This window comes from Falsiroseomonas sp. (genome assembly GCF_030695085.1).
In the GTDB taxonomy this organism is placed as follows: domain Bacteria; phylum Pseudomonadota; class Alphaproteobacteria; order Acetobacterales; family Acetobacteraceae; genus Falsiroseomonas.
This window is the reverse complement of the sequence record NZ_JAUYTS010000211.1, coordinates 1-25,384: the sequence shown is the minus strand read 5'-3', so window position 1 is coordinate 25,384 and position 25,384 is coordinate 1. Positions and strand designations below refer to the sequence as shown.

25 protein-coding genes and 2 pseudogenes are annotated in these 25,384 nt (G+C 69.3%); 18 read left to right on the top strand and 9 right to left on the bottom strand.

The window, feature by feature from the left end; all coding sequences use genetic code 11:
* Positions 1-2,001: copper-translocating P-type ATPase (locus tag Q8S40_RS22205; protein WP_305672150.1), on the top strand; the 2,001-nt coding region annotated here is incomplete at its 5' end.
* Between the two features lie 241 nt (positions 2,002-2,242).
* Here Q8S40_RS22205 and Q8S40_RS22200 read toward each other — a convergent pair.
* Entirely contained in the window at positions 2,243-4,624 is a 2,382-nt protein-coding gene (locus Q8S40_RS22200) for a YbcC family protein (RefSeq protein WP_305672149.1), read from the bottom strand.
* A 17-nt stretch (positions 4,625-4,641) separates the two neighbouring features.
* The gene (locus tag Q8S40_RS22195; protein WP_305672148.1) at positions 4,642-6,201 is read right to left on the bottom strand and encodes a proton-conducting transporter membrane subunit; all 1,560 of its coding nucleotides are present in this window, start codon (positions 6,199-6,201) and stop codon (positions 4,642-4,644) included.
* 101 nt (positions 6,202-6,302) lie between these two features.
* On the opposite strand from Q8S40_RS22195, the gene Q8S40_RS22190 reads away from it, so the two are divergent.
* Entirely contained in the window at positions 6,303-7,187 is an 885-nt protein-coding gene (locus tag Q8S40_RS22190; protein WP_305672147.1) for a LysR family transcriptional regulator, read from the top strand.
* Positions 7,188-7,499: 312 nt separating this feature from the next.
* Here Q8S40_RS22190 and Q8S40_RS22185 read toward each other — a convergent pair whose 3' ends face one another.
* Positions 7,500-7,667 carry a hypothetical protein gene (locus Q8S40_RS22185; protein ID WP_305672146.1) on the bottom strand — a complete coding sequence of 56 codons (168 nt, stop codon included), beginning with the start codon at positions 7,665-7,667 and terminating at the stop codon, positions 7,500-7,502.
* A gap of 8 nt (positions 7,668-7,675) precedes the next feature.
* Positions 7,676-8,638, bottom strand: a complete 963-nt coding sequence (locus tag Q8S40_RS22180; RefSeq protein WP_305672145.1) for a tripartite tricarboxylate transporter substrate binding protein — start codon at positions 8,636-8,638, stop codon at positions 7,676-7,678.
* Between the two features lie 76 nt (positions 8,639-8,714).
* On the opposite strand from Q8S40_RS22180, the gene Q8S40_RS22175 reads away from it, so the two are divergent.
* On the top strand, positions 8,715-9,404 hold the full coding sequence (locus tag Q8S40_RS22175) for a glutathione S-transferase family protein (RefSeq protein WP_305672144.1): 690 nt from the start codon (positions 8,715-8,717) through the stop codon (positions 9,402-9,404).
* A 2-nt stretch (positions 9,405-9,406) separates the two neighbouring features.
* Here the strand turns inward: Q8S40_RS22175 and Q8S40_RS22170 are convergent, their stop codons facing one another.
* Positions 9,407-9,814 (bottom strand): VOC family protein, encoded by a 408-nt coding sequence (locus tag Q8S40_RS22170; protein WP_304808162.1) that lies wholly within the window; start codon positions 9,812-9,814, stop codon positions 9,407-9,409.
* A gap of 56 nt (positions 9,815-9,870) precedes the next feature.
* On the opposite strand from Q8S40_RS22170, the gene Q8S40_RS22165 reads away from it, so the two are divergent.
* From Q8S40_RS22165 to Q8S40_RS22130, 8 genes are all read left to right on the top strand, one after another.
* Complete coding sequence (locus Q8S40_RS22165) at positions 9,871-10,596, top strand: ribonuclease activity regulator RraA (protein ID WP_305672143.1); 726 nt, start codon at positions 9,871-9,873, stop codon at positions 10,594-10,596.
* Positions 10,596-11,969 carry an ABC transporter substrate-binding protein gene (locus Q8S40_RS22160; protein ID WP_305672142.1) on the top strand — a complete coding sequence of 458 codons (1,374 nt, stop codon included), beginning with the start codon at positions 10,596-10,598 and terminating at the stop codon, positions 11,967-11,969. The genes Q8S40_RS22165 and Q8S40_RS22160 overlap by 1 nt, the downstream gene beginning before the upstream one ends.
* A gap of 10 nt (positions 11,970-11,979) precedes the next feature.
* Complete coding sequence (locus tag Q8S40_RS22155; protein ID WP_305672141.1) at positions 11,980-12,810, top strand: sulfurtransferase; 831 nt, start codon at positions 11,980-11,982, stop codon at positions 12,808-12,810.
* Positions 12,807-13,922 carry a MalY/PatB family protein gene (locus Q8S40_RS22150; protein ID WP_305672140.1) on the top strand — a complete coding sequence of 372 codons (1,116 nt, stop codon included), beginning with the start codon at positions 12,807-12,809 and terminating at the stop codon, positions 13,920-13,922. The genes Q8S40_RS22155 and Q8S40_RS22150 overlap by 4 nt, the downstream gene beginning before the upstream one ends.
* Positions 13,923-13,988: 66 nt before the next feature.
* Complete coding sequence (locus Q8S40_RS22145) at positions 13,989-14,960, top strand: tripartite tricarboxylate transporter substrate binding protein (RefSeq protein WP_305672139.1); 972 nt, start codon at positions 13,989-13,991, stop codon at positions 14,958-14,960.
* Positions 14,961-14,991: 31 nt separating this feature from the next.
* The gene (locus Q8S40_RS22140; protein WP_305672138.1) at positions 14,992-15,147 is read left to right on the top strand and encodes a hypothetical protein; all 156 of its coding nucleotides are present in this window, start codon (positions 14,992-14,994) and stop codon (positions 15,145-15,147) included.
* A 494-nt stretch (positions 15,148-15,641) separates the two neighbouring features.
* Complete coding sequence (locus Q8S40_RS22135) at positions 15,642-16,523, top strand: hypothetical protein (protein ID WP_305672137.1); 882 nt, start codon at positions 15,642-15,644, stop codon at positions 16,521-16,523.
* On the top strand, positions 16,524-16,808 hold the full coding sequence (locus Q8S40_RS22130) for a hypothetical protein (RefSeq protein ID WP_305672136.1): 285 nt from the start codon (positions 16,524-16,526) through the stop codon (positions 16,806-16,808).
* 165 nt (positions 16,809-16,973) lie between these two features.
* On the opposite strand, the gene Q8S40_RS22125 is transcribed toward Q8S40_RS22130, so the two are convergent.
* Both Q8S40_RS22125 and Q8S40_RS22120 read right to left on the bottom strand, forming a co-directional pair.
* Entirely contained in the window at positions 16,974-18,824 is a 1,851-nt protein-coding gene (locus Q8S40_RS22125; RefSeq protein ID WP_305672135.1) for a glycosyltransferase, read from the bottom strand.
* Positions 18,825-18,941: 117 nt separating this feature from the next.
* Positions 18,942-19,805 (bottom strand): HlyD family secretion protein, encoded by an 864-nt coding sequence (locus Q8S40_RS22120; protein ID WP_305672134.1) that lies wholly within the window; start codon positions 19,803-19,805, stop codon positions 18,942-18,944.
* A 685-nt stretch (positions 19,806-20,490) separates the two neighbouring features.
* Here Q8S40_RS22120 and Q8S40_RS22115 point away from each other — a divergent pair.
* Positions 20,491-20,758, top strand: a pseudogene (locus Q8S40_RS22115) (transposase); the annotation flags it as partial.
* Positions 20,752-21,084 carry an SDR family oxidoreductase gene (locus tag Q8S40_RS22110; RefSeq protein ID WP_371136874.1) on the top strand — a complete coding sequence of 111 codons (333 nt, stop codon included), beginning with the start codon at positions 20,752-20,754 and terminating at the stop codon, positions 21,082-21,084. The pseudogene Q8S40_RS22115 and the gene Q8S40_RS22110, both read left to right, overlap by 7 nt.
* A gap of 174 nt (positions 21,085-21,258) precedes the next feature.
* Here Q8S40_RS22110 and Q8S40_RS22105 read toward each other — a convergent pair whose 3' ends face one another.
* Positions 21,259-22,161: a LysR family transcriptional regulator gene (locus tag Q8S40_RS22105; protein ID WP_305672133.1), complete on the bottom strand. Its 903-nt coding sequence runs from the start codon at positions 22,159-22,161 to the stop codon at positions 21,259-21,261.
* An 85-nt stretch (positions 22,162-22,246) separates the two neighbouring features.
* Here Q8S40_RS22105 and Q8S40_RS22100 point away from each other — a divergent pair, with 85 nt between their 5' ends.
* The 5 genes from Q8S40_RS22100 to Q8S40_RS22080 all read left to right on the top strand — a co-directional run bounded on the left by Q8S40_RS22100 (position 22,247) and on the right by Q8S40_RS22080 (position 24,645).
* Positions 22,247-22,837 carry an NAD(P)H-dependent oxidoreductase gene (locus Q8S40_RS22100; RefSeq protein ID WP_305672132.1) on the top strand — a complete coding sequence of 197 codons (591 nt, stop codon included), beginning with the start codon at positions 22,247-22,249 and terminating at the stop codon, positions 22,835-22,837.
* A gap of 3 nt (positions 22,838-22,840) precedes the next feature.
* Positions 22,841-23,251 carry a DUF6220 domain-containing protein gene (locus tag Q8S40_RS22095; protein ID WP_305672131.1) on the top strand — a complete coding sequence of 137 codons (411 nt, stop codon included), beginning with the start codon at positions 22,841-22,843 and terminating at the stop codon, positions 23,249-23,251.
* A 71-nt stretch (positions 23,252-23,322) separates the two neighbouring features.
* The gene (locus Q8S40_RS22090; protein ID WP_305672130.1) at positions 23,323-23,553 is read left to right on the top strand and encodes a hypothetical protein; all 231 of its coding nucleotides are present in this window, start codon (positions 23,323-23,325) and stop codon (positions 23,551-23,553) included.
* A gap of 88 nt (positions 23,554-23,641) precedes the next feature.
* Complete coding sequence (locus Q8S40_RS22085) at positions 23,642-24,040, top strand: RidA family protein (protein WP_305672129.1); 399 nt, start codon at positions 23,642-23,644, stop codon at positions 24,038-24,040.
* 2 nt (positions 24,041-24,042) lie between these two features.
* Positions 24,043-24,645, top strand: coding sequence for a hypothetical protein (locus Q8S40_RS22080; RefSeq protein ID WP_305672128.1), 603 nt, complete (start codon positions 24,043-24,045; stop codon positions 24,643-24,645).
* 498 nt (positions 24,646-25,143) lie between these two features.
* Here the strand turns inward: Q8S40_RS22080 and Q8S40_RS22075 are convergent.
* A pseudogene (locus Q8S40_RS22075) lies at positions 25,144-25,384 on the bottom strand (transposase domain-containing protein); the annotation flags it as partial.

Sequence of the window (25,384 nt, the reverse complement as noted above, 5' to 3'; positions counted from 1 at the left end):
CCGGAACTGGTGGATTTCACCCGGCGCTTCTGGATTGGCCTTGTGCTGACCATCCCGGTCTTCCTGCTGGAAATGGGCGGTCACCTGACGGGGATGATGCACCTTGTCGGCGGGCCGCGCGTCGGCAACTGGATTCAGCTGGCGCTGGCGACGCCCGTGGTGCTCTGGGCCGGCTGGCCGTTCTTTGTCCGTGGCTGGCAGAGCCTGGTGAACCGAAGCCTCAACATGTTCACCCTGATCGCATTGGGCACTGGCGTCGCCTGGGTGTTCAGTGTCGTGGCGACCATGGCGCCTGATATCTTCCCGGTGGCCTTCCGCGCCGCGGATGGCTCGGTTGCCGTATATTTCGAGGCGGCGGCGGTGATTGTCGTGCTGGTACTGCTCGGGCAGGTGCTCGAACTTCGGGCGCGTGAGCAGACAGGCGGCGCGATCCGCGCTTTGCTCGATCTGGCGCCGGCCCAGGCGCGTCGGTTGCGCGATGACGGATCCGACGAGGAGGTGGCGCTGGCTGCCATCGTCGTTGGCGATCGGCTGCGCGTTCGTCCTGGTGACAAGGTGCCGCTCGACGGTGCGGTGCTGGAGGGCGCCTCCAACGTCGATGAGAGCCTGGTAACCGGCGAGGCAGTGCCAGTCACCAAGACGGTGGGCGATCAGGTCGTCGGCGGTACGCTGAACGGCCAGGGCAGCTTCATCATGCGCGCGGACCGTGTCGGCCAGGATACGGTGCTGGCACAAATCGTCCGCATGGTCGCGGGGGCGCAGCGTTCCCGCGCACCGATCCAGCGCTTGGCCGATCAGGTCTCCGGCTGGTTCGTGCCGGTGGTGGTGGCAATAGCCATAGTTGCCTTCGCCGTCTGGAGCATCTGGGGACCGGAGCCGCGCCTCGCCTTTGCCCTGGTCGCCGCGGTGACGGTGCTGATTATCGCGTGCCCGTGTGCACTGGGGCTGGCGACGCCGATGTCGATCATGGTGGGCGTGGGCCGCGGCGCGCAGGCGGGCGTGCTCATCAAGAACGCCGAGGCGCTGGAGCGTATGGAGCGGATCGACACGCTGGTCGTGGACAAGACCGGCACCCTTACCCAAGGGCGGCCGGACGTGGTGGCGGTGATCCCTGCAGCGGGCATGGCCGAGGATGAGGTGTTGCGTCTGGCTGCGGGGTTGGAACGTCCAAGCCAGCATCCCCTCGCCGAAGCCGTCGTGCGAGCGGCGGAGAAGCGGGGTCTGGTCGTGCCGCCGGTCGAGGGTTTCGATGCACCGATTGGCCGTGGCGTGACAGGCGTGGTTGAGGGACGCCAGGTCGCGGTCGGCAACGCTCGCCTCATGGAGGAGGCCAAGGTGGATGTCGGCGCGCTGTCGGCGGAAGCCGAGCGCCTGCGTGGGGACGGTGCCACCGTCTTCTTCGTCGCGGTGGATGGTCGCGCCTTTGGAATTGTCGCCGTGGCAGATCCGGTCAAGGCGACGACACCGGCGGCGCTCGCGGGACTCGCGAAGGAGGGCGTCCGGGTGGTGATGTTGACTGGCGATAACCGCACGACGGCCGAGGCCGTGGCGCGGCGCCTTGGCATCACCGAGGTCGAAGCGGAGGTCCTGCCCGAGGACAAGCAGCGCATCATCGAAAAGCTGAAGGCCGAAGGGCGCCGCGTGGCCATGGCGGGTGACGGCGTGAATGACGCGCCGGCACTGGCGGCGGCCGAAGTCGGGATCGCCATGGGCACTGGTACGGCGGTGGCGATCGAAAGCGCCGGTGTGACGCTGCTTGGCGGAGACCTGATGGGGATCGTCCGGGCGCGGCGGCTGTCGGAAGCCGTGATGGGCAACATCCGGCAGAACCTGTTCTTCGCTTTTGCGTACAACGCGGCCGGCGTGCCGATCGCCGCGGGGGTGCTATATCCGACGTTCGGAATTCTGCTTTCGCCCATCATCGCTGCAGCGGCGATGGCCCTTTCCTCGGTGAGCGTTGTGGGCAACGCGCTGAGACTCCGGGCGACGCGGCTCGATTGATAATGCCGAACGCCGCGAAATACGGTGGAGAAGCCGTGTGTCGCGGCGCCGGCGGGCAAGTGGAAAATGAGGTTGGGAAACCGACCGGAGCAGCAGCAAGAAACGGAATCCATCCCTCTGGATGGTGGCGGTCGGCGGGGGACGGCCGTCTCGGTGCAATCGGTCCCGACCGCATTCTCGCACAGCACGACACTATGGCGACCATCCTGCGCCTCCACCGCACAGTCGTGCAGGAGAAGCCTCACGCAGCGGCGACGAGGCCTTCGCGTGCCTCCCATTGCAGGCCGCGCTTGTAGCGGGCCGCGATGCGTCCCTCCTGCAGCACGGCCAGGTGAAGCCAGCCATTGTCGAACAGTGCGCGTACGCCGTCGTGCCGGGCCAGGATTTCGGTGATCGCCGCTGGCGGTGCCTCGATCAGCACCGACAGCCGCAGCGGCTCGTGGGCAAGCCCGACCCCGTCATGCACCGCCTGCCAGGGCAGCCCCGCGCGCAGCGTGCCGCCATTGCCCTCGACCACACCGATGCCGCCCACCACGTTGTGGATCAGCTTGTTGCCAGACCCAAAGCTGCCCGGCGCCACCGACGAGCCATAGTATTGCAGGCTGATCCAGCTCGCCACCACCACCGGCGCCGTCAGGATCAGCTCGAGGGTGGAGAACCCTCGGTCCTGCCGCCAATCGTAGGAATGCAGGAAGGCGCGCCCGGCGAGATCGGCGCCGCGCGTGACCTCGCGCGGCGCAGCGATGAAGGCGGCGCAGCCCGCCAGCCCCCATTCCGGTCGCGGCTCGGCCCAGTTGCGGGCGCGGGCGACGAGGTCCTCGGCCTGCGCCCCGGGCAGCCGCAGCGCGCGTTCGCCGCGCGCCATCACGGCGGCCTGCGCCAGCCAGGCGCGCGCCTGGGCGATGTCCGCGGCATGGTCCGGCGCCGCGGCGTCCTCGTACAGCGTCACGGCATCCGTGGTGGTGTCGTGCAGGGCTGCCAGGAACAGCGTGTCCGCCGGCAGCGCGATCCCCTGCGCCGGCAGGCCGGCGCGGGTCTCGGGGTCGTTCAGCAGCGTGGCGAGCAGCCGGGCGGACACCTCGCCGGTATGGCCGCCGCAGGCACCGCAGTGATAGGCGCTTTCATGCGGGTTGTTGGTGACGCTGGCGCCGTGGCCGGCCAGCAGGATCAGCCGGGCGTGTCGCTGCGTGAGCGACATGGCGCGCAGCACCGCGGCCGCCGTCGCGGCCTTGGCCTCGGCGGTCAGGGCGGGCGCCATTACCGGGGCCAGCTCAGGCGCGGGCGCCTTGCGGCCGACCCCCACAGCATCGCAGACCAGCCTGTGGAGGTAGACCGGCCCGGCTGCCTCCACGAAGGCAAAGGAGGAAACCGCCGCCTGGCGGAAACGGCCCCAGGCGCGGCTGGCCCGGGCGGCGATGCGCGCATCGGTTTCCGCCTCGGGCGCGGCGCCGCTGCGGGAGCTCAGCCGGGCCGTGAGCAGCACCGGCAGGTGCGCCTCCTCCATGTCGGAGCCCAGCGCCCGATGCGCTACGGTCAGCCCGAAGAACCCGGCGAAGCCGAGCGTGTCGATGCCAGGGTCGAGGCTTTCCAGCGCGCGGCGGAACACCTCGGAGCGGACGTCGATGCAGAAGGCGGCCTGCAGGACCGGCCGCCCGGCGGGGGCCAGCGGCGCCTGCAGCTGCGCGCCGAGCCGGCGCTGGTGCGCCCGCTCGGCGGCCTCCTGCAGGATTGCATCGATAACCTGGTCGGGGGTCGGTGCCAGCGGTGCGGCATGGGCGGCGACGACATCGCGCCAGGGTGCGGCGACCGCATGGTGGTACTGCGCCAGCAGGGCCTTCTCCCACACCAGGCGGATCGCCAGCAGGTCGGTGACGGTGGCGTCCGTGCCGCCGGTTTGCTCGGCCTCCCAGCGCAGCCAGCGCGCATGTTGCGCCCAACCGCCAAGGTCGACCAATAGCCGGTGGAACACCGATTCCGCAGCGGCCTCCGACACGCCCAGCGCCGCGGCCGCCCACAGGGTGGCGTGCGCGGGCGTATCCGGCGCGGCGGCGACCTCGGTCGCGAAGCCGGCGAGTCCCGCCAGTTCCGGCGTCAGGTCATGGGTCGCCCATTCGCGCCAGGCGGCGAAGGCCGAGCGCCCCGGCGCCGGCGTCCACAGCGCCTGGCCGCGGTCGAAGTGCCCAGAGGCCCATAGCCCGATGGCGCGGGCGATCACGCCCGGCCACTCGATACCGGAGGCGCCCGCCGCCAGATCGGCCACGCTCGGCAGCGCCACCGGCGCCGGGCCTTCCGCACCGAGCGCCTGCCGCAGCGCCGCAAGGCTGGCCGGGCGCAAGGGGTCCGCGCAGGCTGCCCACGCCTCGGTGAGGTCGGTCTCGGTGATCCGGCCGGCGGCGAGCCGGGCGGCGAAATCGGCCCGTTTTGGCGTCAGCCGTATCCCGGCGACGCGCCCCAGCCGCGCCGCGGCCATGGCGAGGTCGCCCCCGGTCTGGCCGAGGAAGGGGTTGACGGCGACTGTCGCCTCCAGCGGGAAGGCTGGCGGGATGGCCTGGGCCGCGGCCTCGGCAGCGCTCAGCAGCCGGGCGGCACCGGGTGCGGCGGTCGGATCCTGGGTGTGGGTCATCGGGGCGCTCCGTCGCGTCAGTGGGTTTTCGCGGCGCGGAAGCCGCCGATCAGCCGGTCAAGGGCGGCATTGAGATACAGGCCATTCGCGAGATGCACGCGCAGCCCGGCCGCGGCCGGGTGATGCGCCCAGTGCGGGAACAGCGCCTGCGCCACGGCGACCGCCCCGAAGGAGATGATCACCAGCACCAGCAGCGCACCTTCCAGCGGCCCGGGAGGCGGCAGGACGGGCAATGCGCCGGCGGTCAACGCCTCGGCCAACCGGTGGAAGGCGAAATAGGCCAGCGTCGCCACGGCGGCGGCGAGGGTGGTGCGCCGCGTCAGGGCCCGCGGGGCGGCATCCGCCAGGCCCTGGGCGACCAGGTAGGCCACGCCGAAGATCAGGATCGCGCCCAGCGCCACGGCCTGCACCGGCTTCGGTCCGAAGATGGCCCAGAAGCCGCCCGCCACCGCCGCGTAGATCGCCAGCGCGATGGCGAAGGCCCGCATCACGGCACCGATACCCGGGACCGCCACCGGCCCGGGCCGGCGCACCGCCTGCACGCCGCGCACCGCCGTGCCCGAGCCCAGGAAGGCGTGCGCCTTGTAGAAGGAATGCGCGACGATATGCAGCAGCGCGAGCGCCCACAGGCCAAGCCCGCATTGCAGCAGCATGAAGCCCATCTGCGCGACGGTGGACCAGGCCAGCGCCGTCTTGACCGCGGCCTGGGTCAGCATCACCAGCCCGCCGAACAGGGCGGTGAAGCCGCCCAGCATCACCAGTGCCGTCATCGCGCCGGGGCTGGCCTGCATCAGGTCGGCAAAGCGGATCAGCAGGACGCCGCCGGCATTGATGATGCCCGCATGCAGCAGGGCGGAGACCGGCGTCGGCGCCTCCATCACCTCACTGAGCCAGCCATGCACGGGGAAGGACGCGGTCTTGAGTAGCGCCGCGAGCACCAGCAGCCCGGTGGCCGCAAGCGCGCCCAGCGGCACCGGCCCCGCCGCCGCGGCCCGGTTGATCGCCGCGATCTCGGCGGTGCCATAGGCGAACCACAACAGCGCCGCCGCCAGGACCAGCACGAGATCCGCCGCACCCCAGACCAGCGCGAACTTGGCGGCCGCGCGGCGCGCCGCGGCCCGCTCCGGGTAGAACATCAGCAGCCGCCAGACGCCCAGGCCGACCACGGCGAAGGCCGCGACCAGCAGCGCCAGGCTGCCGGCCATGACGAGCACGAGCACGCCGGACAGCGTGGCCAGCAGCAGGCCGTGGAAGGCGCCTTCGCGCGCTTCGCCGTCGAGGTAGCTGCGGGCATAGCGCACCACCACCCAGCCGATGAACCCGACGGTCAGCGCGATCACCGCGCCCAGCAGATCGAAGCGCAGCGTGAGCGCGAAGGCGCCACCGCCGAGCGTCGCCGAGACCGGCCCCTGCAGCACAAGCTGCACGACACCGAGCCCGATCAGCGCGAGTGCCGCCAGCGTCGCCCGCTCGGCCAGCAGCGGGAACCCGGCAGGGCGCCGGCCTGGACGGATCAGCGCGATCGTCGCGGCGGCGAGCAGCAGGGGCGGGGCCAGGGCGGCCAGGCTGATGAGCATCGGGCGTTTTCCGGAAGGGGTGGCCTGGGCGCCGGAATAACCCTGGTCTGACTTCCAGAAAATTACATGTTATGAGAGGTTTCATCCAATCAGATAGAACAATGGGCACGCTGAACCTGCATCACCTGCGCCTGTTCCGCGCCGTTGCCCATGACGGCACGCTGACCGGCGCCGCGCGGCGGCTGAACCTCTCGGCCTCGGCGCTCTCGTCGCAGCTCAAGGCCCTGGAAGCGGCGCTTGGCCAGGATCTGTTCGAGCGCCGTGGGCGCGGGCTTGTGCTGACGGAGGCGGGTCGCATCGCGCTGGACCACGCCGACGCGATTTTCCGCACCGCGGAAGACCTGAGTGCCACGCTGCGTGAAACCGGCGGCGTACGCCGGGCGCTGCGCGTCGGCGGGCTGGCCACGCTCTCGCGCAACTTCCAGATGCAGTTCCTGCGTCCGCTTCTGGGCCGGGCGGATGTCGAGATCGTTCTTCGCTCCGGCAGCCAGACCGAGCTTCTGCGCGGGCTCGATGCGTTGGCGCTGGACGTGGTGCTGACCAACCTCGCACCCGCCCGCGATGCGGCCAGCCGCTACCTGATCCACCGCCTGGCGGAGCAGCCCGTGAGCCTGATCGGGACGCCGCGACGGGTCGGGCAGGGCGCGCCGATCGCCACGCTCCTGGCCAGCCAGCCCCTGATCCTGCCGACGGCCGAGACCGCGATCCGTGGCGCCCTGGACGCGCTGATCGCGCGGCTGGGCGTTGTGGTGAACATCGCGGGGGAGGTGGACGACATGGCCATGATCAGGCTGCTCGCGCGCGCGGATGCGGGGCTCGCGGTCATCCCGCCGATCGTGGTGCAGGATGAACTCGCGGCCGGCATCCTGGTGGAGGCACATCGGCTGCCGGGGATTGTCGAGGTGTTCCTGGCCGTCACCCTCGACCGGCGTTTCCCGAACCCGCTCCTCGGCGGGCTGCTCGCGCGGCAGCAGGAGGGTGTCTAGACCAGCCGCGCCTTAGCGCGGCGGTCAGTTTGGCGGAGAGCACGGCGCGCGTGGCGGAGGAGTTGCAACTCGGTACAAGCGGTCTCTCGCAGGGTTTCGCTGGGCTTTGATGGTCTTCCGAGTGGATGCGCGAGCCAGGGCATAAAGCAGCGTAGCGGTGTGGCCCAAAGAGAAACCGCCAGTGCGCCAGCGCCTGGAGACGGGCGCGCTCCGCCGGATGGTCCGGTTCGGCGGCTACTTTACTTACGCCGGCGCCTTGCTCCGCCGCATCGAAGACGAGGGCCTTCGCCACCGCATCCAGCCCGGCCTTGTCTACCGGGCGAAGGGTCGGGCGCGCGCCTCGGCATAGATATGCCGGTCGGCACGCGCAGCGCCGGTCATGGCGCGGATCGGTGCAAGCTCGAAGCCCTCGCCATCCGCCGCCGTGGTGGTGGCGTCGGGCAGAAGCGCGCGCCAGGATGCTCGGCTGGCCCCGGGCAACCGGCCGTTCAGGACACCCGCAGCCCTGCGCGTTCGATCACCTGCGACCATTTCTCGTTTTCCGCCCGCACGAAGGCCTCGAATGGGGCGGGTTCCATGCTGACCGCGCGGCAACCCTGTTCGGCCAGCCGGTCCACAACTTCCCGCTGGCCCAGCGCGCCAGCCAGCGCGGCGGAGAGCCGCTGGATCGCCTGCGCCGGCATGCCGGCAGGACCGATGATCCCCCACCAGGGCGCGGCGGTGAAGCCGGGCATGCCGGCCTCCTCCAGCGTCGGCAGTTCCGGCGCGCGGGAGGCGCGGGCGGATGTTGTCACGCCAATAGCCTGGATGCGCCCGGCGCGCGCATTCTCCAGCACCGTGGCGAAGGCATCGAAGTAGTAATCCACCCGTCCGCCCAACAGATCATTCATCGCAGGCGCCGATCCGCGATAGGCGACGTGCGCTGCCTCGATGCCGGCCGCGGTGTTGAAGGCCTCCGCGGTCAAATGGCTGGTCGAACCCTGGCCGGAGGAGGCGAAGTTCAGCCGGCCCGGATTGGCACGCGCGTAGTCGATGAAGCCGCGCAGCGAATTCGGCAAGCCGTTCCGCAGCACCAGCGCGAAAGGTCCGTCGCCAACCAGGCCAATGAAGCCGAAATCACGGTCCGGGTTGAACGGCACCTCGCGCTCGATCAGCGGGCGATAGAAGGTGCCGGCGCCTGCCATCAGGATGTTGTAGCCATCCGGCGCCGAGCGCGCGGCATCTGCCGTCCCGATCGCGCCACCCGCGCCCGCCCGATGATCTAGCACCACCGGCTGGCCAAGCAACGGGGACATCGCGTCACCAACGATGCGGCTGATATTGGAGGTCGCGCCGCCCGGCGGCCAGGGCACGACGAAGCGTATCGGGCGCGTCGGGAAATTGCCTTGAGACAAGGCGGGTGAGGCAAGAACTGCGCCGGTTGTGGCCAGAAGGGAGCGGCGGCCGAGCATGCGGGCATCTCCGTGCGGGTTGCAATTCTCGAGAGTGACGTTGCAATCTGGTCATCGCAACAAAAACTGACCCGACATGACCAAACCTGTTCTGCATCTCGGTGGTGCCTGGTCCTCCTCATGGTCGATTCCAGGCTGGATGGTATGCGAAATGGCCGGACTCACCTGCGAGGAACGGGTGATCTACCTGTCGCGCGATGACAGTAAGGCGAAGCTCGCCGCCGTCTCACCGTCCGGCCGTGTGCCGGTGCTGGAGATCGATGGGCTTGTGCTTTGGGACAGCCTCGCGATTGCGGAGTATCTGTGGGAACGCGACCCGACCTCCGCGATCTGGCCCGCCGATCCGGCGCGGCGCGCCTTCGCGCGATCGGTCGCCGCCGAGGTACACGGGCATTTCGATGATCTCCGTGCGGCGCTGCCGATGAACCTGCTGAAGCGGTGGCCAGTTCGCAATGGGCTGCCATCCAACGTCAAGCTGATGGCCAGGCCCGGCGCCCAGGCTTCGACCGCGCGGCTTGAGGCGATCTGGCGTGACTGCGTCCGCCGCTGGGGTGGCCCCTACGTGACGGGCGATAGCTGGTGCTTCGCCGATGCGGTGCTGGCACCGATGTGCAGCCGCTACATCACCTATGGCGTGGAGCTTGCCCCCGACAGCATGTCCTTCATCCGCGCCAGCCAGGATGCGCCATTGATGCGGCGCTGGATTGCGCGGGCGGAGGCGCAGGCGGCCGAGATCGGCCGCAACATCTGCGCCGCCTATCCGTGACCTCAACCCCTTCGCGGGCCGCGGCCTTCCGGGTAAGGCCAACGCGGGTCGTTGAATTCCTGGATCTCCAGCCAGTAGCCGATAGGGTCCTTGAAGAAGGCGGAATACACCGTGCGTCCGCCGAGCATGTTCGGCGGCCCGTCAAAGGCCACGCCCTTCGCCAGAAGGTGGCGATAGGTTTCCTCGACATCCTCGACGAGGAAGGTGAACATCATGCCCTTGGTACCGCGCGGACGCCCTTCCTTGTTGCAGACACCGAGAAAGCCGGTCGGGCTGACCTGGAACACCCGGCAGACGCCCTGGTCCAGCACCTGCGGCAGCTCCATCACATCGCGATAGAAGGCGGCATGGGTTTCCAGATCATCGCTGTAGAACCAGGTGACGTTCTGTTCAATGAAGGGGCGCGGCATGGGTCCTCCGTGGCATGGGGTGCGCCATTCTATTGCGCGCGAAAGCGGGGCGGGCAATGACTGTCCGTGATCTCACGCCCGTTCCGGACGATGTCGCGGCGCTGCTCGGCGCGGTCGCGGTGCCGACCCTCTCGGCCGTGCTGTTCGCCCGCGGGCTGCGAAGCCGGTTCCTGCATGGCATCGCGCCCGCCGGTGATGCCGTGCGCTGCATCGGCCCCGCGCTAACCATCCGCGCCATTCCGGTACGCGAGGATCTGCGCGATGCGGTGGCGCGTGGCGAGGCGCCGAACCTGCATCGCGCCATCTTCAGCGCCGCACCAGCGGGATGCGTGATGGTCTGCGCGACCGGCGGCGCGGGCCATGTCTCCGTGCTGGGCGACATCATGGTGACGGCCCTGCACCGCAACGGCGTGTCCGGCGTGGTCGTCGATACCGGCGTGTCCGACCTGCCGGCCGTCGCGCGCCTGCCGCTGCCGGTGTTCCACGGCGGCGGCTCCGCGCCCGTGCCGTCGAGTGCCGCGGTGATGATCGTCGATCACGGCCTGCCCATCGGCCTCGCCGGCGTCGCGGTGTTCCCGGATGACGTGATGGTGGGCGATGCGTCCGGTGTGGTCTGCATCCCGCGCGCCATCCTGCGCGAAATTGCCGAGGCGGCGGCCGAGAAGGAACGGATGGAGGGCTGGATCCTCGACCAAATCGCGGCTGGCGCACCGCTCGAGGGCACCTATCCACCCGATGCCGGCACCAAGGCGCGCTACGAAGCCTGGAAGGGCCGCCAGTGATGCGGCTGGCGCTGGAGCGCATCTACTTGCCGCCGCTCGGCCGCGTCACCGACGACACATCGGTGCTGACGCTGCGTTCGCTGGCCTTTGAGCCACTCTGCCGCTGGCAGCATGGCCGTGTGCTGCCGGCGCTGCTGGCAGCTTGGTCGCACAGCGATGATGGGCGGGCCTGGCGTTTCGTGCTGCGCGCGGGCGCAGTGTTCCATGATGGCGTGGCCTGCACGGCGACACATGTGCTGGCGACGATCCGCGCGACGCTGGAGGGGCGGGACATGTTCGGCATGCCGTGGTCTTATGCGCGGTACCTGGCCGGGGCGGAGATCGTGACGGATGGCGCAGATGCGATCCGCATCACGACGCCGGAGCCGCTGGCCGACCTGCCGGAGATCCTTTCCGAATTCGTCTGCGCGCGGGAAGATGCGTCTGGTGAGGCCGTGCTCGGCACCGGCCCTTATCGCATTACGCGCTACCTGCCGAACCAGGCAGCCGATTTGCTCGCGACCGACCCCGCGCGCACGCCGGCCAATATCCACGCCATCGCCATGCCGGATGCGGAGGCCCGCTTCGGCGCGCTGCGCACCGAAGCGGCCGATGTCGCGCTGAACCTCGAACGCCGCGATGCCGCTCCGGGCGGCCATGGATTGGTCTGGGGCGAGGCGCCGAACACGCTCTCCGTCATGGCCTATCTGAACGGCGCGGAGGGTCTGTTCCGTGACCCGCGCGCACGGCTTGCCGCCAATCTCGCGGTGGATCGGGATGCGATCATCGCGCGACTGTTCCACGGCCTCGGGCTGCCGGCCACCACCATCGTCAGCCCGTTCCACCTCGGCATGCGCGCTTCCCGGCCGTCGGCCATTCCGCATGATCCCGCCCGCGCCCGCGCATTGTTTGCCGCGGCCGGAGCCGGTGCGCCCATCCTGATCCGCGCACCGGACCATATGCCGGAACGTGCGCCGGCCATCGCGGCGATGATCGCCGCGGACCTCACCGCCTGCGGCTGCCCCGCGACGGTCGAGGTCATCGCCGATCGTCCCCTCTATGCGCGCCAGGTATCCGCGAGGCAGATCGGCGACATCGCGCTGTTCGACTCCTCGCCGCATAGCAGCTTCCGGGTGATCGACGACAAGATCTCGGCGCGCTCGTGCGGCCCGTGGTGGCAGGGCCATGACGATCCCACGCTCGAGGCGCTGTTCCGCACCGCGGTCGCGACCCAGGACGAAGCCGCGCGCGATGCCGCCTATGGCCGCTGCCTCGCGCGGCTGCAGGACAATCCGCCCTGGCTGTTCTTGTTCCACCCGGTCGAGGTGTTTGCCGCGCGCGCCGGACTGCCGCCGCTCGCGCTCGATCATCGCGGCGTGCTGCACTTCGCCTGAAGGATTACCGATGGACCCCCGCGATACGGTGCTGGTCACCCCCGACGCGCTGGCTGCGCGGCTTGCCGAAGGTGCGCCGGTTTCTGTCCTGGCGATCCGCAACGCGCCCGGCGACTGGGCATCTGCGCCCCGCATTCCCGGTGCGGTGGATGTCGACCTGCCAAGCGAACTCGCCGCTCCCGGCGGCGGCACCAGGGGCAGCCGCCCGCTGCCGGACATCGCTGATCTGACCCGCAACGCCCGCCGCTGGGGCCTGCGCCGTGATGTGCCCGTGGTGGTGTATGACCATGATCGGGGGCTGGTTGCGGCGCGCGGCTGGTGGGTGCTGCGCTGGGCCGGGCTTGCGGATGTGCGGCTGCTCGATGGCGGCTTCGCGGCCTGGCAGGCGGCGGGGCTGCCGGTCGCAAACGCGCCTCGCCTGCCGGAGCCGGGCGGCGTCACGCTCAGCCCCGGCCACCTGCCAGTGCTCGATGCTGATGGCGCGGCGGCGATGGCGCGCACCGGCCTGCTGCTCGATAGCCGGGTGCGGGTGAACTACATCGGCGGGCCGGGCGAGCCGCGGCGCGGCCATATCCCTGGCGCCGTCTCCGCCCCCGCCGCCGATGTGCTGACCGAGGCAGGGAACTTCGCGGATGGTGCCACGCTGCGGCATCTCTACGCCGCGCATGGGGTGGACCCGTCACGGCCGGTCGGGGTGTCCTGCGGCGCGGGGATTTCCGCGGCGCATTCAGTGCTGGCGCTGGCCTCGATCGGGGTGACGGCGGCGATGTTCCCGGGGTCCTGGTCGGCCTGGGCGGCTGATCCTGAACGGCCCGTGGTGGTGGGCGGATTGCCGCTATGAACCCGCTGGACCACAGCCCCGACCGCCGCGGCACCGATTCCACCAAATGGTCGCGCTACGCGCCGGATGTGCTGCCGATGTGGGTGGCCGACATGGATGTCGCCGTTGCCCTGCCCATTCAGGACGCGCTGCGCCAACGCCTCGCCCATCCCGTCTTCGGCTACGCCGCGCCCGATCCGCGACTGCTGGACGTGATCGCCGCGCGCATGGGCGAACGCTATGGCTGGGCGGTGAAGCCGGAGGATGTCGTGCTGCTGCCCGGCGTCGTGCCCGGATTCAACATGGCGGTCCGGGCGCTGGTGCCGGCCGGTGGCGCCGTCGTCTATCACAGCCCGGCCTATCCGCCGATCCGCCAGGTCGCGCGGCATTGGGGCCTGCGGGACGCGCCGATCCCGGTCACCGCCGATGCGGCGGCGCTGCAAGCCGCGGTGTCGCCCGGGGACGCCTTCCTGCTGTGCAACCCGCACAACCCGACGGGTCACGCCTACACGGCGAAGTCGTTGACCGCGCTCGCCGAATCCTGCCTGTCCGCCGGCGCCTGGATCATCGCGGACGAGATCCATTGCGACCTGCTGTTCGACGGCAGGCGCCATGTGCCGATCGCCTCCCTCGCGCCCGAAATCGCGCGCCGCACCATCACCCTGATGTCGCCGGGCAAGGCGTTCAACATTGCCGGGCTGAAGATCGGCTTCGCCATCATCCAGGATGCGGAATTGCGCGCGCGCGTGCTTGGCTGCCGGCTTGGCATGGTGGACAGCGTGAACGGGCTGGGCATGGCCGCGACGCATGCCGCCTTCACGGCCGGCGGTGCGTGGCTCGATGCGTTGATCCCGGCGCTTGCGGCCAATCGCGACCATCTGCTGCAGGCGGTCGCAACGCACCTGCCAGGCGTGCGGATGGTGGCGCCCGAATCGACCTTCCTCGCCTGGCTCGATCTGCGGGAGGCGGGGCTCGGCCCGGACCCGGCGGGCGCGCTGCTGGAGCGCGGGCGCATCGGACTGAACCCCGGCCCCGACTTCGGCGCGCCAGGCTTCGCCCGGCTGAACTTCGGTTGCCCGCTTCCAACGCTGGATGAGGGCATCGCCCGCATCGCCGCCTGCCTCAAGGTTTGAGATCAGAGCGCCGGTCCAACGGCGCCGTCACACGGGCTTTCGCGTCGCAGACAAGGAGACCACCGCATGTTCACTCGCCGCACGCTGGCTATCGCTTCCGCCGGCCTGATCGCCGCGCCCGCCATCGCGCAGACCGCCTGGCCAAGGCGGCCGGTCCGCCTGGTCGTCGCCTTCCCCGCTGGTGGCCTGTCGGACCGCATGGGCCGCATCGTCGCCGAGGCCTTCACCGCCGCCCTCGGCCAGAATGTCATCGTCGACAATCGCGGCGGCGCCGGCGGCACCGCGGGTACCAGGCAGGCCGTGGCCGCCGATCCGGATGGCTACACCCTGGCCTTTGCCGCGCCATCCACGCATATCACTGGGCCGCTGCTGTATCCGAACCCCGGCTATGACGGCGTGACCGATGTCGTCCCGATCGGGTCCTTCGCGCAGATCGGCAGCATCGGCGTGGTGCATCCCTCCGTCCCCGCAAACAGCATCGCGGAGCTGATCGCGCATTGCCGGGCCCATCCGGGTCAGTTGAATTTCGGCTCGGCCGGCTCCGGCGGGTCGATCCATCTGGCAGGCGAGTTGTTCAAATCGATCGCGGGCATCGACATCGTGCATGTGCCTTATCGTGGCGGCGCGCAGATGCTGCAGGATCTGCTGGCCGGGCGGTTGCAGATCGCCTTCGACAACACGCCGCAGATCCTGCCGCATATCCGCTCCGGCGGGGTGCGGCCGCTTGCGGTGACGACGCGCGAACGGTCCCGCTTCACCCCCGATCTGCCGACGATGATCGAGGCCGGCGTGCCGGATTTCGAGATCTCGTCCTGGTTTGGCGTCACCGCGCCGCGTGGCACGCCGCAGGAGATCGTGGACCGCCTGGCCACCGTCCTGCAGGAGGCGGTGGCCAGCCCACAGATGGCTGAGACCCTCTCGGTGTTGAGCGCCGAGCCGCTGGCACTGACCGGCGCCGAATTCGGCACCTTCATGGCCGGGCAGCGGGAACGCTTTGGCGAGATCATCCGCCGGCTGGGGATCAGCGCCGCCGGCTGACGTCGGCGGGTGGGGGAGCTGCCCCAGCCTGTTGCAGGAGAAGAAGGCGCCGCCCATCAACTGGTGGGCGGTGCGCAGAGTCAGGCGGGTCGCATCCAACTGGTCGCCTGAGCCGATCCACGGCCGCAGCACCGCGTTGGCCGTGCCTTTTGCCCTTCTGGTCGGCTTGGCAAAGGCGCTCGGCTGAGAGCCTCATTGGCGCCAAGCCACCGGTGAGGCTGCTATCGTGGTGTCGCGTTTCCTGGGGGCGCGGACCCAAAAGCGCGGGGACCGCCGGCCGGGAAGGTAGGCGGAGGGGGCGTATTGTTGGGCGACGCGCTTCCTTCCTGCGTGAATGTCCATTGGTGAAGAACTTCATAACCCTGTGTATTGGGGGGGTAGCGACAACACTGTCGCTGCCCCACTCCCTGATCTTTCTCGGATTGCGTCCACCCGTTGTCGCTTCAAGCAACACCTTTCACGTCGCGCGGGTCCGCCGCGACCTGCTGAATGGCTCGGTTTTCGTGTGTTTGCGGCAGCATTCGACTTCGCCGCGCGAAGTCGTTCAATAGCTTCCGCGCTGATGTAGGATATTGGCCTAGGACCGTACGCCCGGTTCCGCTCCGCAGGACAGCCGGCCAGGTCGGGATAAAGCGTGCGACGGTGCCTGTTATCTCGGCCGATGATGGCCTCTGAACCCCTTTGCATCTGCATGACAGCGGCGCATGGCACAGGGCCAGACGCCTCCGCCATCTTTCACCTCGGCCCACCGATGACTCACCCCGGAGTGACCTCATGTCCAAGACCCTTCCCGTAACGCCGCTGATGGCCTGGGCCACGCTGATCCTGGCCTTCTGCCAGCCGATCGCGGCCAGCTTGAGGTGGCTTGGGATCGGCCGACCGATCGGGACCATGTCGGCCGCAAGCCTGACTGGCGTGACCCCGGCCTCCTATGCTTTCTCGATCTGGGGGCCGATCTTTGCCCTTTCGCTGGTCTGGGCCGTGCGCCAAGCCCTACCGTCGATGGCGGCCGACCCGGTGACAATGCGACTGCGCCTGCCACTGGCGCTGGCTTTCGCGATGAACTGCCTGTGGATGACCGTCGCACAATTCACCGCCAATGGCTTCCATTTGGTGCTGATCCTGGCTGCCATCGTTGCCTGCGCCATCTGGGCTTTTCTGCCTGAGGCACGGCGCCTGCCCGAGGGCTGGTTCTCCCGTTGGCTGCTGCGGCCGTTCCTTGGACTTTTTGCCGGCTGGGTGACGGCGGCGGTCTTCGTGAACCTGGCAGGTGCGGCGAAGGTCTCTGGGCTGGACCCCGACCCTTGGCTGTCCGCGCTGATCATTCTGGCTGCGGGAGGGATGGCGGCGGGGGTGCTGCGAGCGGGGCGCGGCGACCCCTGGTATCTGCTGGCCGCGGGCTGGGGGCTGGTCGCGGTGCTGCTGGGCAACCTCGGCATGGCCGCCGTGGGAGATGGGTCATACCGGCTGGAGCTGGTGCCGGCGGTGGCCGCGGGCCTCGCCCTGGCAGGGGTCTTGGCAAGCGGTTTCGGCATCTGGCGCAAGGGCGGCATGACCGCCTGAGTGCCAGGCAACGCGCCGTCGTCGACGGCGGCCCTCTTCAGGGGAGCTTTTGCCCGCCCCCTCGTCGACCTGACCCGGGGCGACCTGCTGAAGCAGCTCGAAGAGGCGCGCACGCCGCGCGAAGTGGAGGTCACGACGCCGGGCAGGGGCATCTTCACCAGCACCCGCGGTGGCACTGGCTCAGCGACCGAGGTCCGCAAATACCCCTTCGACGGGGTGCGCGACCACGTGCTGTCTACGCCCGAAACGACCGCGGTGTGGAACGCGGCTTGCCACCTGGGCTAGCCTTGGGGGCCGTTCTTCCAGCTCCTGATCCCCACCGGCGACCGCCGGGGTCAATCGGCCGTGGCGCAGTGGACTCGCTCGACGAGGCCTGATCGCAACCTGAGATCCTGGCCATGCACTACAAGACGGGCCGGCCGCACATCGTGCCGCTCAGCACCGCCCCAATTATCCGAGCGCGCGCCGCGCGAGGCTCCGGATGAGCGCGAAGGGGGGCGTGCGCGTCACCGGGGAGATATAGGCGCCTGAGAAAATCTTGCGGATGATTGCCTCCCGCTCGAAAGATGATGCTTCGAAAGCCAGGTTCACCACGCCGGGGCCCGACCGCCGCACCGTCACCGGTATGTCCGGCAGACCTGCCCCTCGGAGCAACAGGAGCGGCTCTGCCAGCGGTGGTGACGCCTCCATCTCCAGTCGTGCTCCGACGATCGAGATATCCCGCATCCGCCCGGGCCAACAGGTGCCGCCGGAGTCGATCAGCGTCACCTGCTCATCCGCGATGAAGCGCTCCTCCGACCGGAAGCGCGGCTGCTCGACGCAAATCATGCATGCAATGAAAAGCACCAGGCAATTGTACAGGCTCCAGAACAGGTTCATCGCCTCGATGTCCGGCGGTGTGCCGGGTAGAGGTCCCATCAGCACGCGCCAGCCGAGCCCGCCCAGCGTGGCGAGGATCATCAGGAGATACGGCGTGATCAGCCCCCACTGGACAACCACCTTGTCGCGATTGGTGCCCTTGGCGGTCACCTGGAACTTCTGGTTCCTCGAGCCGAAAAGCCCGATCCAGCTGGCCTTCAACGCTTCCTTGGCGACAAGCAGGCCGACCGCCTCTGCCATCACCGGCAGGTTGGTGCCGCGGCTGACCCAGCCGAGAAAGACGACGCAACCAACCCAATAGGGCGCGAGATGGGAGATGATGCTTGGCAGGTCGGTCTGGATGACAGTCAGCCCGAGCCACCAGTAGAGCACCGGCACCAGCAGCCCGAGGACCTTCACCAGCGACCCGACGGTCCAGAACAATACCGTGTCCATGGTGTGAAAGCGCATCAGCCAGGGCGTCGGACCCTTCGAGAAGGGACCCCAGGGCGTGCGCACGATCTGCATCGTGCCCAGGCACCAGCGACCGCGCTGCGTCAGGTATTCGCCCATCCCCTCCGGTGCCAGGCCGGACGAGAGCGGTTCGTTCAGATAGACGGTCCGGAAACCCTGCCCGCTGAACTTGATCGAGAGCAGCAGGTCCTCCGTAACGCTCTCGGTCGGGAACAGCCCGATACCCTCCAGCGCCGTGCGGCGCACTAGGGCCGACGTGCCGCAGGAGAAGGCGGTGCCATGTGCATCCTTTGAAGCGAGGATGACATCGAAGAAGAAGCGCTGCTCGTCCGCGATCACGCCGGTTGCGCGAAGGTTCAGCTGGATCGGGTCCGGATTGAAGAAATACTGCGGCGTCTGGACGCAGGCCACGGCCGGGTCGTGCATCAGGGCGACGGTTCGGCGCAGGAACAGGGGTGTCGGCACGAAATCCGCGTCCAGCACCGCAAAGAAGTCTGGTCGATCGGGCCGTTGCAGCAGCTTGCGGATGGCGGCGTTCATGTTGCCGGCCTTGCCGTGGCTGTTTTCATCGCGCGTCACGTAATGGGCGCCCAGCTCCTCGGTCATTTCCTTGAGCCAGGGACGCCGGCCGTCATCCAGGATCCAGACGCGGTAATTCGGGTAGTCCTGCGACAAAGCGCCAACAAGCGTACGAAGAAGAATCTCGCGCTTCTCGTTGTAAGTTGGGATCAGAACGTCCACCAGGGGCGCTCCGCCGGGGAAATCCTCGGGTGGGTGGGCATCCACTTCCGCACTTCGATTGGTGGTTCGCGAAAGGGCATGCAGCATCAGCATCCCGGCGAGGCAGGAGAACATCTCGACGACCAGGAAGATGATGGCGGCGAGGAAGTTGAAGTCGATCCCCGCCTCAGGCAGCGTATCCGTCACGCGCCAGGCCATGTAACGCAGCAGCATCGCCGTCACGAACATGGCGCCGAGCAGCCGCGGCCAGCGCCCGTCGGGGTTGAGATGTGGCAGGACGAGCAGCGCGAAGCCAGCCAGGATCAGCGTGGGTGCCGCTGCGGAGGCCAGTTCTCCCATCTCGCGTCAGTCGAAAACCAGCCGGCCAAGCCGGCCTGCGTCGCAGCTGAGCTGGCCGTCCGACCGCGGCGCAAGGCGCGCTACCACCTGGTAGCGTCCGCCGGAGCCGTCAGCGGCTGGCGCTTCAGCATGCAGGGCCGTCACATGCCCTGCCCGCCACTGGCTCTCGCCTTCCGCGCGGAAGCGGACTGGGGCGCCGGGGGTGAGGCGAGCCAGGACGCGCGGTTCGACGCCGCCCGTCACCTCAGGCTGGCTACAATCGGCCAGCAACACGATGTCCTGGCCGGCACGTATCTGCTCGCCGGGCTGTGCAAGCCACCGCACCACGCGCGCCTGTACCGGTACCGTCAGCTGAGCTTCCCGAAGCAGCGCAATACGCGTCTCCTCTGCCTGCTCTTGTATGCGCAGGGCTGCCGCTCGGGCAGCAAATTCGTCGCGCTGCGCAGCGAGGTCGGCCACGAGCAGGCGAAGCCTGTCTTCGGTCTGGGCGGATGTGGAGCGGTCGTTGGCGGGGTCACTGGCGAACACACCGGAAAGCGCGGCGTCGCGCTCAGCCTGTGCGCTGCGGCGCCGGTCTCTGGCAGCGCGCAGCTCTGCCTCCGCCACCGCGGCGCTGCGGCGGGCGGTGTCCAAGGCAGCCCGCGCCTGAACGCCGCTTGCGGTGAGCGTTGTGCTTCGGCGTAGTGTCGCGCTCGCCTCCTGCGCGCGGCTGGCTGCTGCAGCTTCGTTGGCTTCCATTTCCAGAACACGCGCGGTCAGCATCTCGCGCCGCGCGACGCTGAAGGCCTCGGCACGCTGGGTGGCTATCGAGACAGCCTGGGGCTGTCTCGACTGCGCGGCGGATGAGGGTTTCGTGTTCGGCTTCGGCAAGTCGGCGCTGGCGGGTGAGATCGTCGAGGCGCGCGGTGTCAACTCGAGGGTTTCGCACCTGCCCCAAGCGGGCACCCATTGGAAGGATAAGACCAGCCTCTGAATCGGGGCTGGTAGCCAGCACGCCCTCGATCGGCGTGCGCACTGTGACCAGAGCTCCTGAAAGTACGGCTTGGCGTACTCCCGTGGCAAAAAAGCGGTCCTGCAGGAAGACGCCCCCGATGCCGATGAACAACATTCCAATAACAATTCGGAATATTCTGCCTGGCGAAGGTAGACGCTTCCGTAAGTTCAGTAGACGACGCCTGACCGAATGGCTTGCGCCAATTGGCGCCAGGTCAGGGGATCGCACGTCGTCGGGCAAAGGTGAACGCCTTGTACTCTGTCACCAAAGTGTGGCAAATTGAGTAACATATCAACCCAAGATTACAAAATTGCGGTAAGGTTGGCAGAGTCCTGAACAGCGCGTGCGGCGATGAGTCGCCGCATGTGGGCCTGACGATCACCCCGTTGCGTCGGGCCGCCCAGACACAACGGCACCCGTTCATCGGTGCAGCTATTTGGCCAGCCGTTGAGCAGGCAGGTAAGCAAGTCGCAGACGTAAAGCTCTACGGATGAAAACCGTTGCACCTGACGTCCCGAGCTGGCGGACTGGAGCGGCCCCCAATCTGATCGACAAGCAGACCCCGCCGACCTCGACCTGCACCTGATCCTCGACAACTACGCCGCCCACAAGTCGATCCTGTGAAGCACTGGCTGGCCCGGCACCGCGCTTCCACGTCCACTTCACGCCGACCTCGGTCTTCTGGATCAACGCCGTCGAGGGCTTGTTCGCCGCCCTGACCAAGCGTCGGCTGAAGCGCGGCGTCTTCCGCTCCATCATCGAGCTGAACCAGGCAATCCGCGCCCACCTCGATGCTCACAGCGCCGACCCGAAACCCTTCCGCTGGAGCAGATCATCAACGTCTCTTCGATCGGTGGGCTCCATGGGGCGCCGACCGCGGCCGTCTACTGCGCGACGAAATACGCCGTGCGGGCGATCTCGGACGGGCTGCGGCAGGAGAACGACAATATCCGCGTCACCTGCGTCTATCCGGGCGTCGTGGGGTTGGAACTGGCGAATACGATCACCGATCCTGTCGCGGCCGAGGCGATGGTCCCGTACCGGCAGGTCGCTCTCAAACCCGAAGCGATCGCCGACGCCATCGCCCAAGTAATCGCCCAGCCGCCCGAGGTCGATACGAGCGAGATCGTCATTCGGCCCACCTCCAGCGCCTGATCTTGGATTCTGGCTCCACCGTTGAGACGCCCGCGCGATGAACACCGCCACATCAGCGTCACTCGGGCTACCGGCACTCAGTCGCCGAAAGACGATCAACCTTCTTTATGCTGGACGTCATCGGGCCGGTCTCTCCTCAGCCACGGCGGTGTCCAGGGAAACCGGGTGCAGCTCTCACGCTGTCGCCCGCGCCACCGACCGCAGCGTCGCTGCCACGTGTCGCACCGCCGCATCGCCCTCCCGGCGGCGATGCAAGGCTAGGTGTATCGGGAAGCCTTCCACCGCGACCGGCGGCTGCAGCACCGCCAGCCCCTCGCGCATTGCGCCCAGGATGGACCCGCCCGGCAGCAGCGCGATGAGGTCCGAGCCCAGCAGCAGCGGCGGCACCAGCAGGAAGTGGGGCACCACGCAGCCCACCCTTCGCACGCGGCCCTGGCGCGCCAGCGCCTCGTCCAGCGCGCCGCGCATCTCGCCGCGCGCGGAGACGAGCACATGCGGAAAGGCCAGCCAGCGCTCCAGGTCGAAGCCCTCCAGCGCCGGATGGCCGCTTCGCATGGCGACGACATACTCCTCCCGCAGCAATTCCTCGCGGCGTAGATCGGGCCCGGAAGGCGGGATCACCGAGACCGCGAGGTCGAGGGTGCCGCGCGCCAGCCCCTCCAGCGCCGCCGGCGCCCCCTGCCAGGGCTGCACGACCACATCAAGGCCCGAAGCGCTGCGTGACAGCGCCGCCACCAATGGGCCGAGCAGCCGCGCTGCTAGGCTGTCGGCCATGAGCAGCCGCACCGTCTGGCGTAGTGCCGCGAGCGGCACCTCCGGCAGGTCGAGCACGCCCCCGAGGCCGGCCAGCGCATCCTTCAGCCGTGGCCGCAGCGCCTCGGCCCGGGGCGTGCGGCGCATGCCCCCGGCAGCGCGCTCGAGCAGCCGGTCGCCGAAGAGCTGGCGGCAGCGCTCCAGCGCGCTGGAGGTGGCGGGCTGCGAAAGGCCGAGCCGGTCTGCCGCGCGAGAAACATGCGCCTCCTCCAGCAGGGCGTCGAGGATGACGAGCAGGTTCAGGTCCACGCCGCGAAGCTTCATGGCATGGATAATGGCATATACAGATTATCTGTTGGAAGGATTTCGCCCAGCCTCCCAGTTTCCGGCCCGCACACCGGAGGCCTCAATGACCCGAACCCTGATCCTTTTTTTCCACCCCGATCCCGCGGGCTCGAGGGCTAATGCCGCGCTGCTCGCCGCAGCCCGCCCCCTGCCGGGCGTCGAGGTCGCCGACATGGCCCGCCTCTGGCCCGAGGGCGTGCTGGATACGGAGGCTGAGGTCCGGCGCCTCCAGCGAGCCGACAGGCCGGTCCTGCAATTCCCCGTGCAGTGGTATTCCACGCCGCCGCTGCTGAAGGCCTGGCAGCACGCGGTGCTGAGCCGGATGTTCTACGCCCGTCCCGGGGAGGGCGAGCGGCTGCGCGGCCTGCCCGTGCTGGTGGCCGCGACGGCGGGCAATGTCCCGGAGGCCCATGGGCCGGCGGGCGTGAACCTCTACCCGCTCGAGGAATTGCTACGCCCGCTGGAGGTCACCGCCCATCGCTGCGGCCTCGCCTGGTCGCGGCCCCATCTGCTCTTTCGGGCGAACCGGCTGTCCGCCGCGGAACTCGACGCGGCGGGCGAGGCCTATGCCGTGCGGTTGCGGCGCTGGATCGCGGCGACGGCGCAGGCCGTTGCGGCCCGCGCCTGCCTGCTGCCGCTCGCGGCGGAGGCCTGAGCGATGCGCTTCCTCTCCTTGCAGGCCGTGGCGCCCGCCCCCTTCGTGCTGGCGGCCCGCGCCTTGCCGCTCGGGCTTCTGGCGCAGTTCCTCACCGCGGGCCAGGCGCTGTTTCGCGATGGCGGGCTCTGGGGCGCCCATGCCGCGCTCGGCGTCGCGCTGGCCCTGCCGGTGGCCGGGCTGCTGGGCGGGACGCTGCTGGTGCGGCGGCTGCGCGGCTTCGCGGCATCGGCCTGCCTCATCGCGGGCCTCTACGTGGCGCAGGTCGCCCTGGGGGCGGCGGATGCCGCGCTGCCCCTCTCGCTCCATCCGCTTAACGGCGCGCTCCTGCTCGCGGCAAGCCTCGTGCTGCTCGCGCGCGTGGAGCGCGGGCGGGATGTCATGGCCGCGGCGCCGGCCGGCGCGAAGCCGTGAGCACCCGCGCACCCCGGCCGGACCGCGCCGCAACCGCCCGGACATCGCCATTTCACAAAAGGTCGAACACCATGTCTTCCCATCGCCTCGCCGCTGCCTCCCGCACCTCCCTCCGCGCGGGCCTCGCCCTGCTGGTGGGCCTCTTCGTTGCAGGGTGCGGCTCGGCTGGCGGCTCCCTGGAGAGCGCCTACCGGGCGAACCTCGCCAGCGAGACCGCCCTCAACGCGCAGATCATGAGCGACCGCGCCCGCGCCCAGCGCTGCGACCGCGATCCGGCCCGCCGGGAATGCGGCCGCCGGTGAGGGCCGATAGCGAGGCCCGGGGCCTCGCGAGGGCGCAGCCCGGCCCGAGCGGGCGGGTTCCAACACCAGCACCGAAGGAGTCACCGACATGACCAGGCCCGAGCCCGTCTTTCCGCCCAGCCGCCACGCCCTCTACGAAACCCACCGCTACTCCCCGGCCATCCGCTCCGGCGACCTGCTCTTCGTCTCCGGCCAGGTCGGCAGCCGCGCCGATGGGCGCCCCGAGCCCGGCTTCGAAGCCCAGGTGGAACGGGCCTTCGAGAACCTCGCGGCGACGCTCGCGGCGGGCGGTTGCGGCTTCGCGGACGTCCTCGACGTCACGAGCTTCCACACCGATCCGGAGCGCCAGATGGAGGTGGTGCTGCAGGCGAAGGACCGCGCCTTCCCCGCGCCGCCCTACCCGGCCTGGACCGCGGTGGGCGTAACTTGGCTCGCGGGCTTCGACTTCGAGATCAAGGTCGTCGCGCGCGTCCCGGTCCATCCGTGACGATGCGAGACCTGCCCGCGTCGCGCCGCCGCGCCTTGCTGTCGGGCATGCTCGGCACCGCCGTCGTCACCCCGCTGTCGCGTCTGTTTCCCACCCCATCGGCCCAAGGCCAAACAACGGAGGAGGCCATGGTCGCGCTCAGCTACCCGGAAACGCGGCGCAGCGATGTCGTGGAGGAGCGTTTCGACCACCGGATCGCCGACCCCTACCACTGGCTCGAGAACGATGCGCGCCGCGACCGCGAGGTCGCAGCCTGGATGGCCGCCCAGGACCGGACCACCCGTGCCTATCTCGCGACCTTGCCCGCGCGCGGCGCATTCTGCGCGCGACTGACCACGCTGTTCGATCACGAGCGGCTCACCGCGCCGCAGCAGCGGGGCGGTCGCTACTTCTTCATGCGCAATGCTGGGCTCGCCAATCAGCTCCTGCTCATCATGCGTGCGCGGTGCAGCCTGAGCGGCCTGGCTACAGGTCCAGCGTCGTCGCGACGACGCCGCAGCGCCGCAGCTTTCCTCCCGGGGAGACGCTGCACGAGGGGCAGATCGAGGGTTGGTGGTGGGGATGGCGGCGAACCCGTCCGGACCCCACCGGGCCGGCCGCCATAGGGCCGGCCAGATGTTCGCCCGGCATGCCGGAAAAAGCGGCGGAGCGGGCGCGCTCCCTCCATGGGTGAATTTCCATCGGAGAAGGACGTCACGGCACGCGTCGCTTCGTGACCCCACCGACAGCGTCACCGCTGCCAAGTCGAACGTCGCCCCGGAGATGTTCCGCGCCATCACACGCCTGTGTTGTTCGACCCCACCGCCACGTCGAGCTCCGTGAACCGTGTCGACAACACAAGCGACGCTTGCGCCAGATCGCTGGCCCGCGCCCCTTTCACCGTAACGTCGAGCCGCGATGTCGCTCCGGGCGCCCGGCTCGGCAGATCCCCAGGTAACCTTGGCCGCGAACTCCCGCCGCCCTGAGCCGAACAACGCCCCCCCGTCAACTGCGGCGTCCCATCCAGCACCGCGGGCGCTGCCTCCGGAAGCCCGTAGAGCCGGAGTGATTGCAGGTCGACCGTAAGCGCGGCGACAAGGCCCCTTCGGCGCTGTAGCTGATCGTCAGCGGTCTTGGTCGGCGGTCCAGCACCACGGCATGAGTTCGTCGATGCGGTCGTTGGGCCAGCCATTGACGAGGGGGGGTGAGAAGATCGGTGAAGTAGCGCTGCGGATCGACGCCGTTGAGCTTGCAGGTTTCGACCAGTGAGGCCTCGCCCGCCCATCTTGACCAGCCATTGTCGCCGGATGCGAATAGCGCGTTCTTCTGGGTCAGGCAGTTTGGCGGGAAGGGCCGCCGTGGCGT

Bases quoted from the DNA above. Each gene is read 5' to 3' on its own strand.
- Q8S40_RS22200 (WP_305672149.1), bottom strand. From the start codon at position 4,624: ATGACCCACACCCAGGATCCGACCGCCGCACCCGGTGCCGCCCGGCTG.
- Q8S40_RS22195 (WP_305672148.1), bottom strand. From the start codon at position 6,201: ATGCTCATCAGCCTGGCCGCCCTGGCCCCGCCCCTGCTGCTCGCCGCC.
- Q8S40_RS22190 (WP_305672147.1), top strand. From the start codon at position 6,303: ATGGGCACGCTGAACCTGCATCACCTGCGCCTGTTCCGCGCCGTTGCC.
- Q8S40_RS22180 (WP_305672145.1), bottom strand. From the start codon at position 8,638: ATGCTCGGCCGCCGCTCCCTTCTGGCCACAACCGGCGCAGTTCTTGCC.
- Q8S40_RS22175 (WP_305672144.1), top strand. From the start codon at position 8,715: ATGACCAAACCTGTTCTGCATCTCGGTGGTGCCTGGTCCTCCTCATGG.
- Q8S40_RS22170 (WP_304808162.1), bottom strand. From the start codon at position 9,814: ATGCCGCGCCCCTTCATTGAACAGAACGTCACCTGGTTCTACAGCGAT.
- Q8S40_RS22165 (WP_305672143.1), top strand. From the start codon at position 9,871: ATGACTGTCCGTGATCTCACGCCCGTTCCGGACGATGTCGCGGCGCTG.
- Q8S40_RS22160 (WP_305672142.1), top strand. From the start codon at position 10,596: ATGCGGCTGGCGCTGGAGCGCATCTACTTGCCGCCGCTCGGCCGCGTC.
- Q8S40_RS22155 (WP_305672141.1), top strand. From the start codon at position 11,980: ATGGACCCCCGCGATACGGTGCTGGTCACCCCCGACGCGCTGGCTGCG.
- Q8S40_RS22150 (WP_305672140.1), top strand. From the start codon at position 12,807: ATGAACCCGCTGGACCACAGCCCCGACCGCCGCGGCACCGATTCCACC.
- Q8S40_RS22145 (WP_305672139.1), top strand. From the start codon at position 13,989: ATGTTCACTCGCCGCACGCTGGCTATCGCTTCCGCCGGCCTGATCGCC.
- Q8S40_RS22125 (WP_305672135.1), bottom strand. From the start codon at position 18,824: ATGTTCGTGACGGCGATGCTGCTGCGTTACATGGCCTGGCGCGTGACG.
- Q8S40_RS22105 (WP_305672133.1), bottom strand. From the start codon at position 22,161: ATGAAGCTTCGCGGCGTGGACCTGAACCTGCTCGTCATCCTCGACGCC.
- Q8S40_RS22100 (WP_305672132.1), top strand. From the start codon at position 22,247: ATGACCCGAACCCTGATCCTTTTTTTCCACCCCGATCCCGCGGGCTCG.
- Q8S40_RS22095 (WP_305672131.1), top strand. From the start codon at position 22,841: ATGCGCTTCCTCTCCTTGCAGGCCGTGGCGCCCGCCCCCTTCGTGCTG.
- Q8S40_RS22090 (WP_305672130.1), top strand. From the start codon at position 23,323: ATGTCTTCCCATCGCCTCGCCGCTGCCTCCCGCACCTCCCTCCGCGCG.
- Q8S40_RS22085 (WP_305672129.1), top strand. From the start codon at position 23,642: ATGACCAGGCCCGAGCCCGTCTTTCCGCCCAGCCGCCACGCCCTCTAC.
- Q8S40_RS22080 (WP_305672128.1), top strand. From the start codon at position 24,043: ATGCGAGACCTGCCCGCGTCGCGCCGCCGCGCCTTGCTGTCGGGCATG.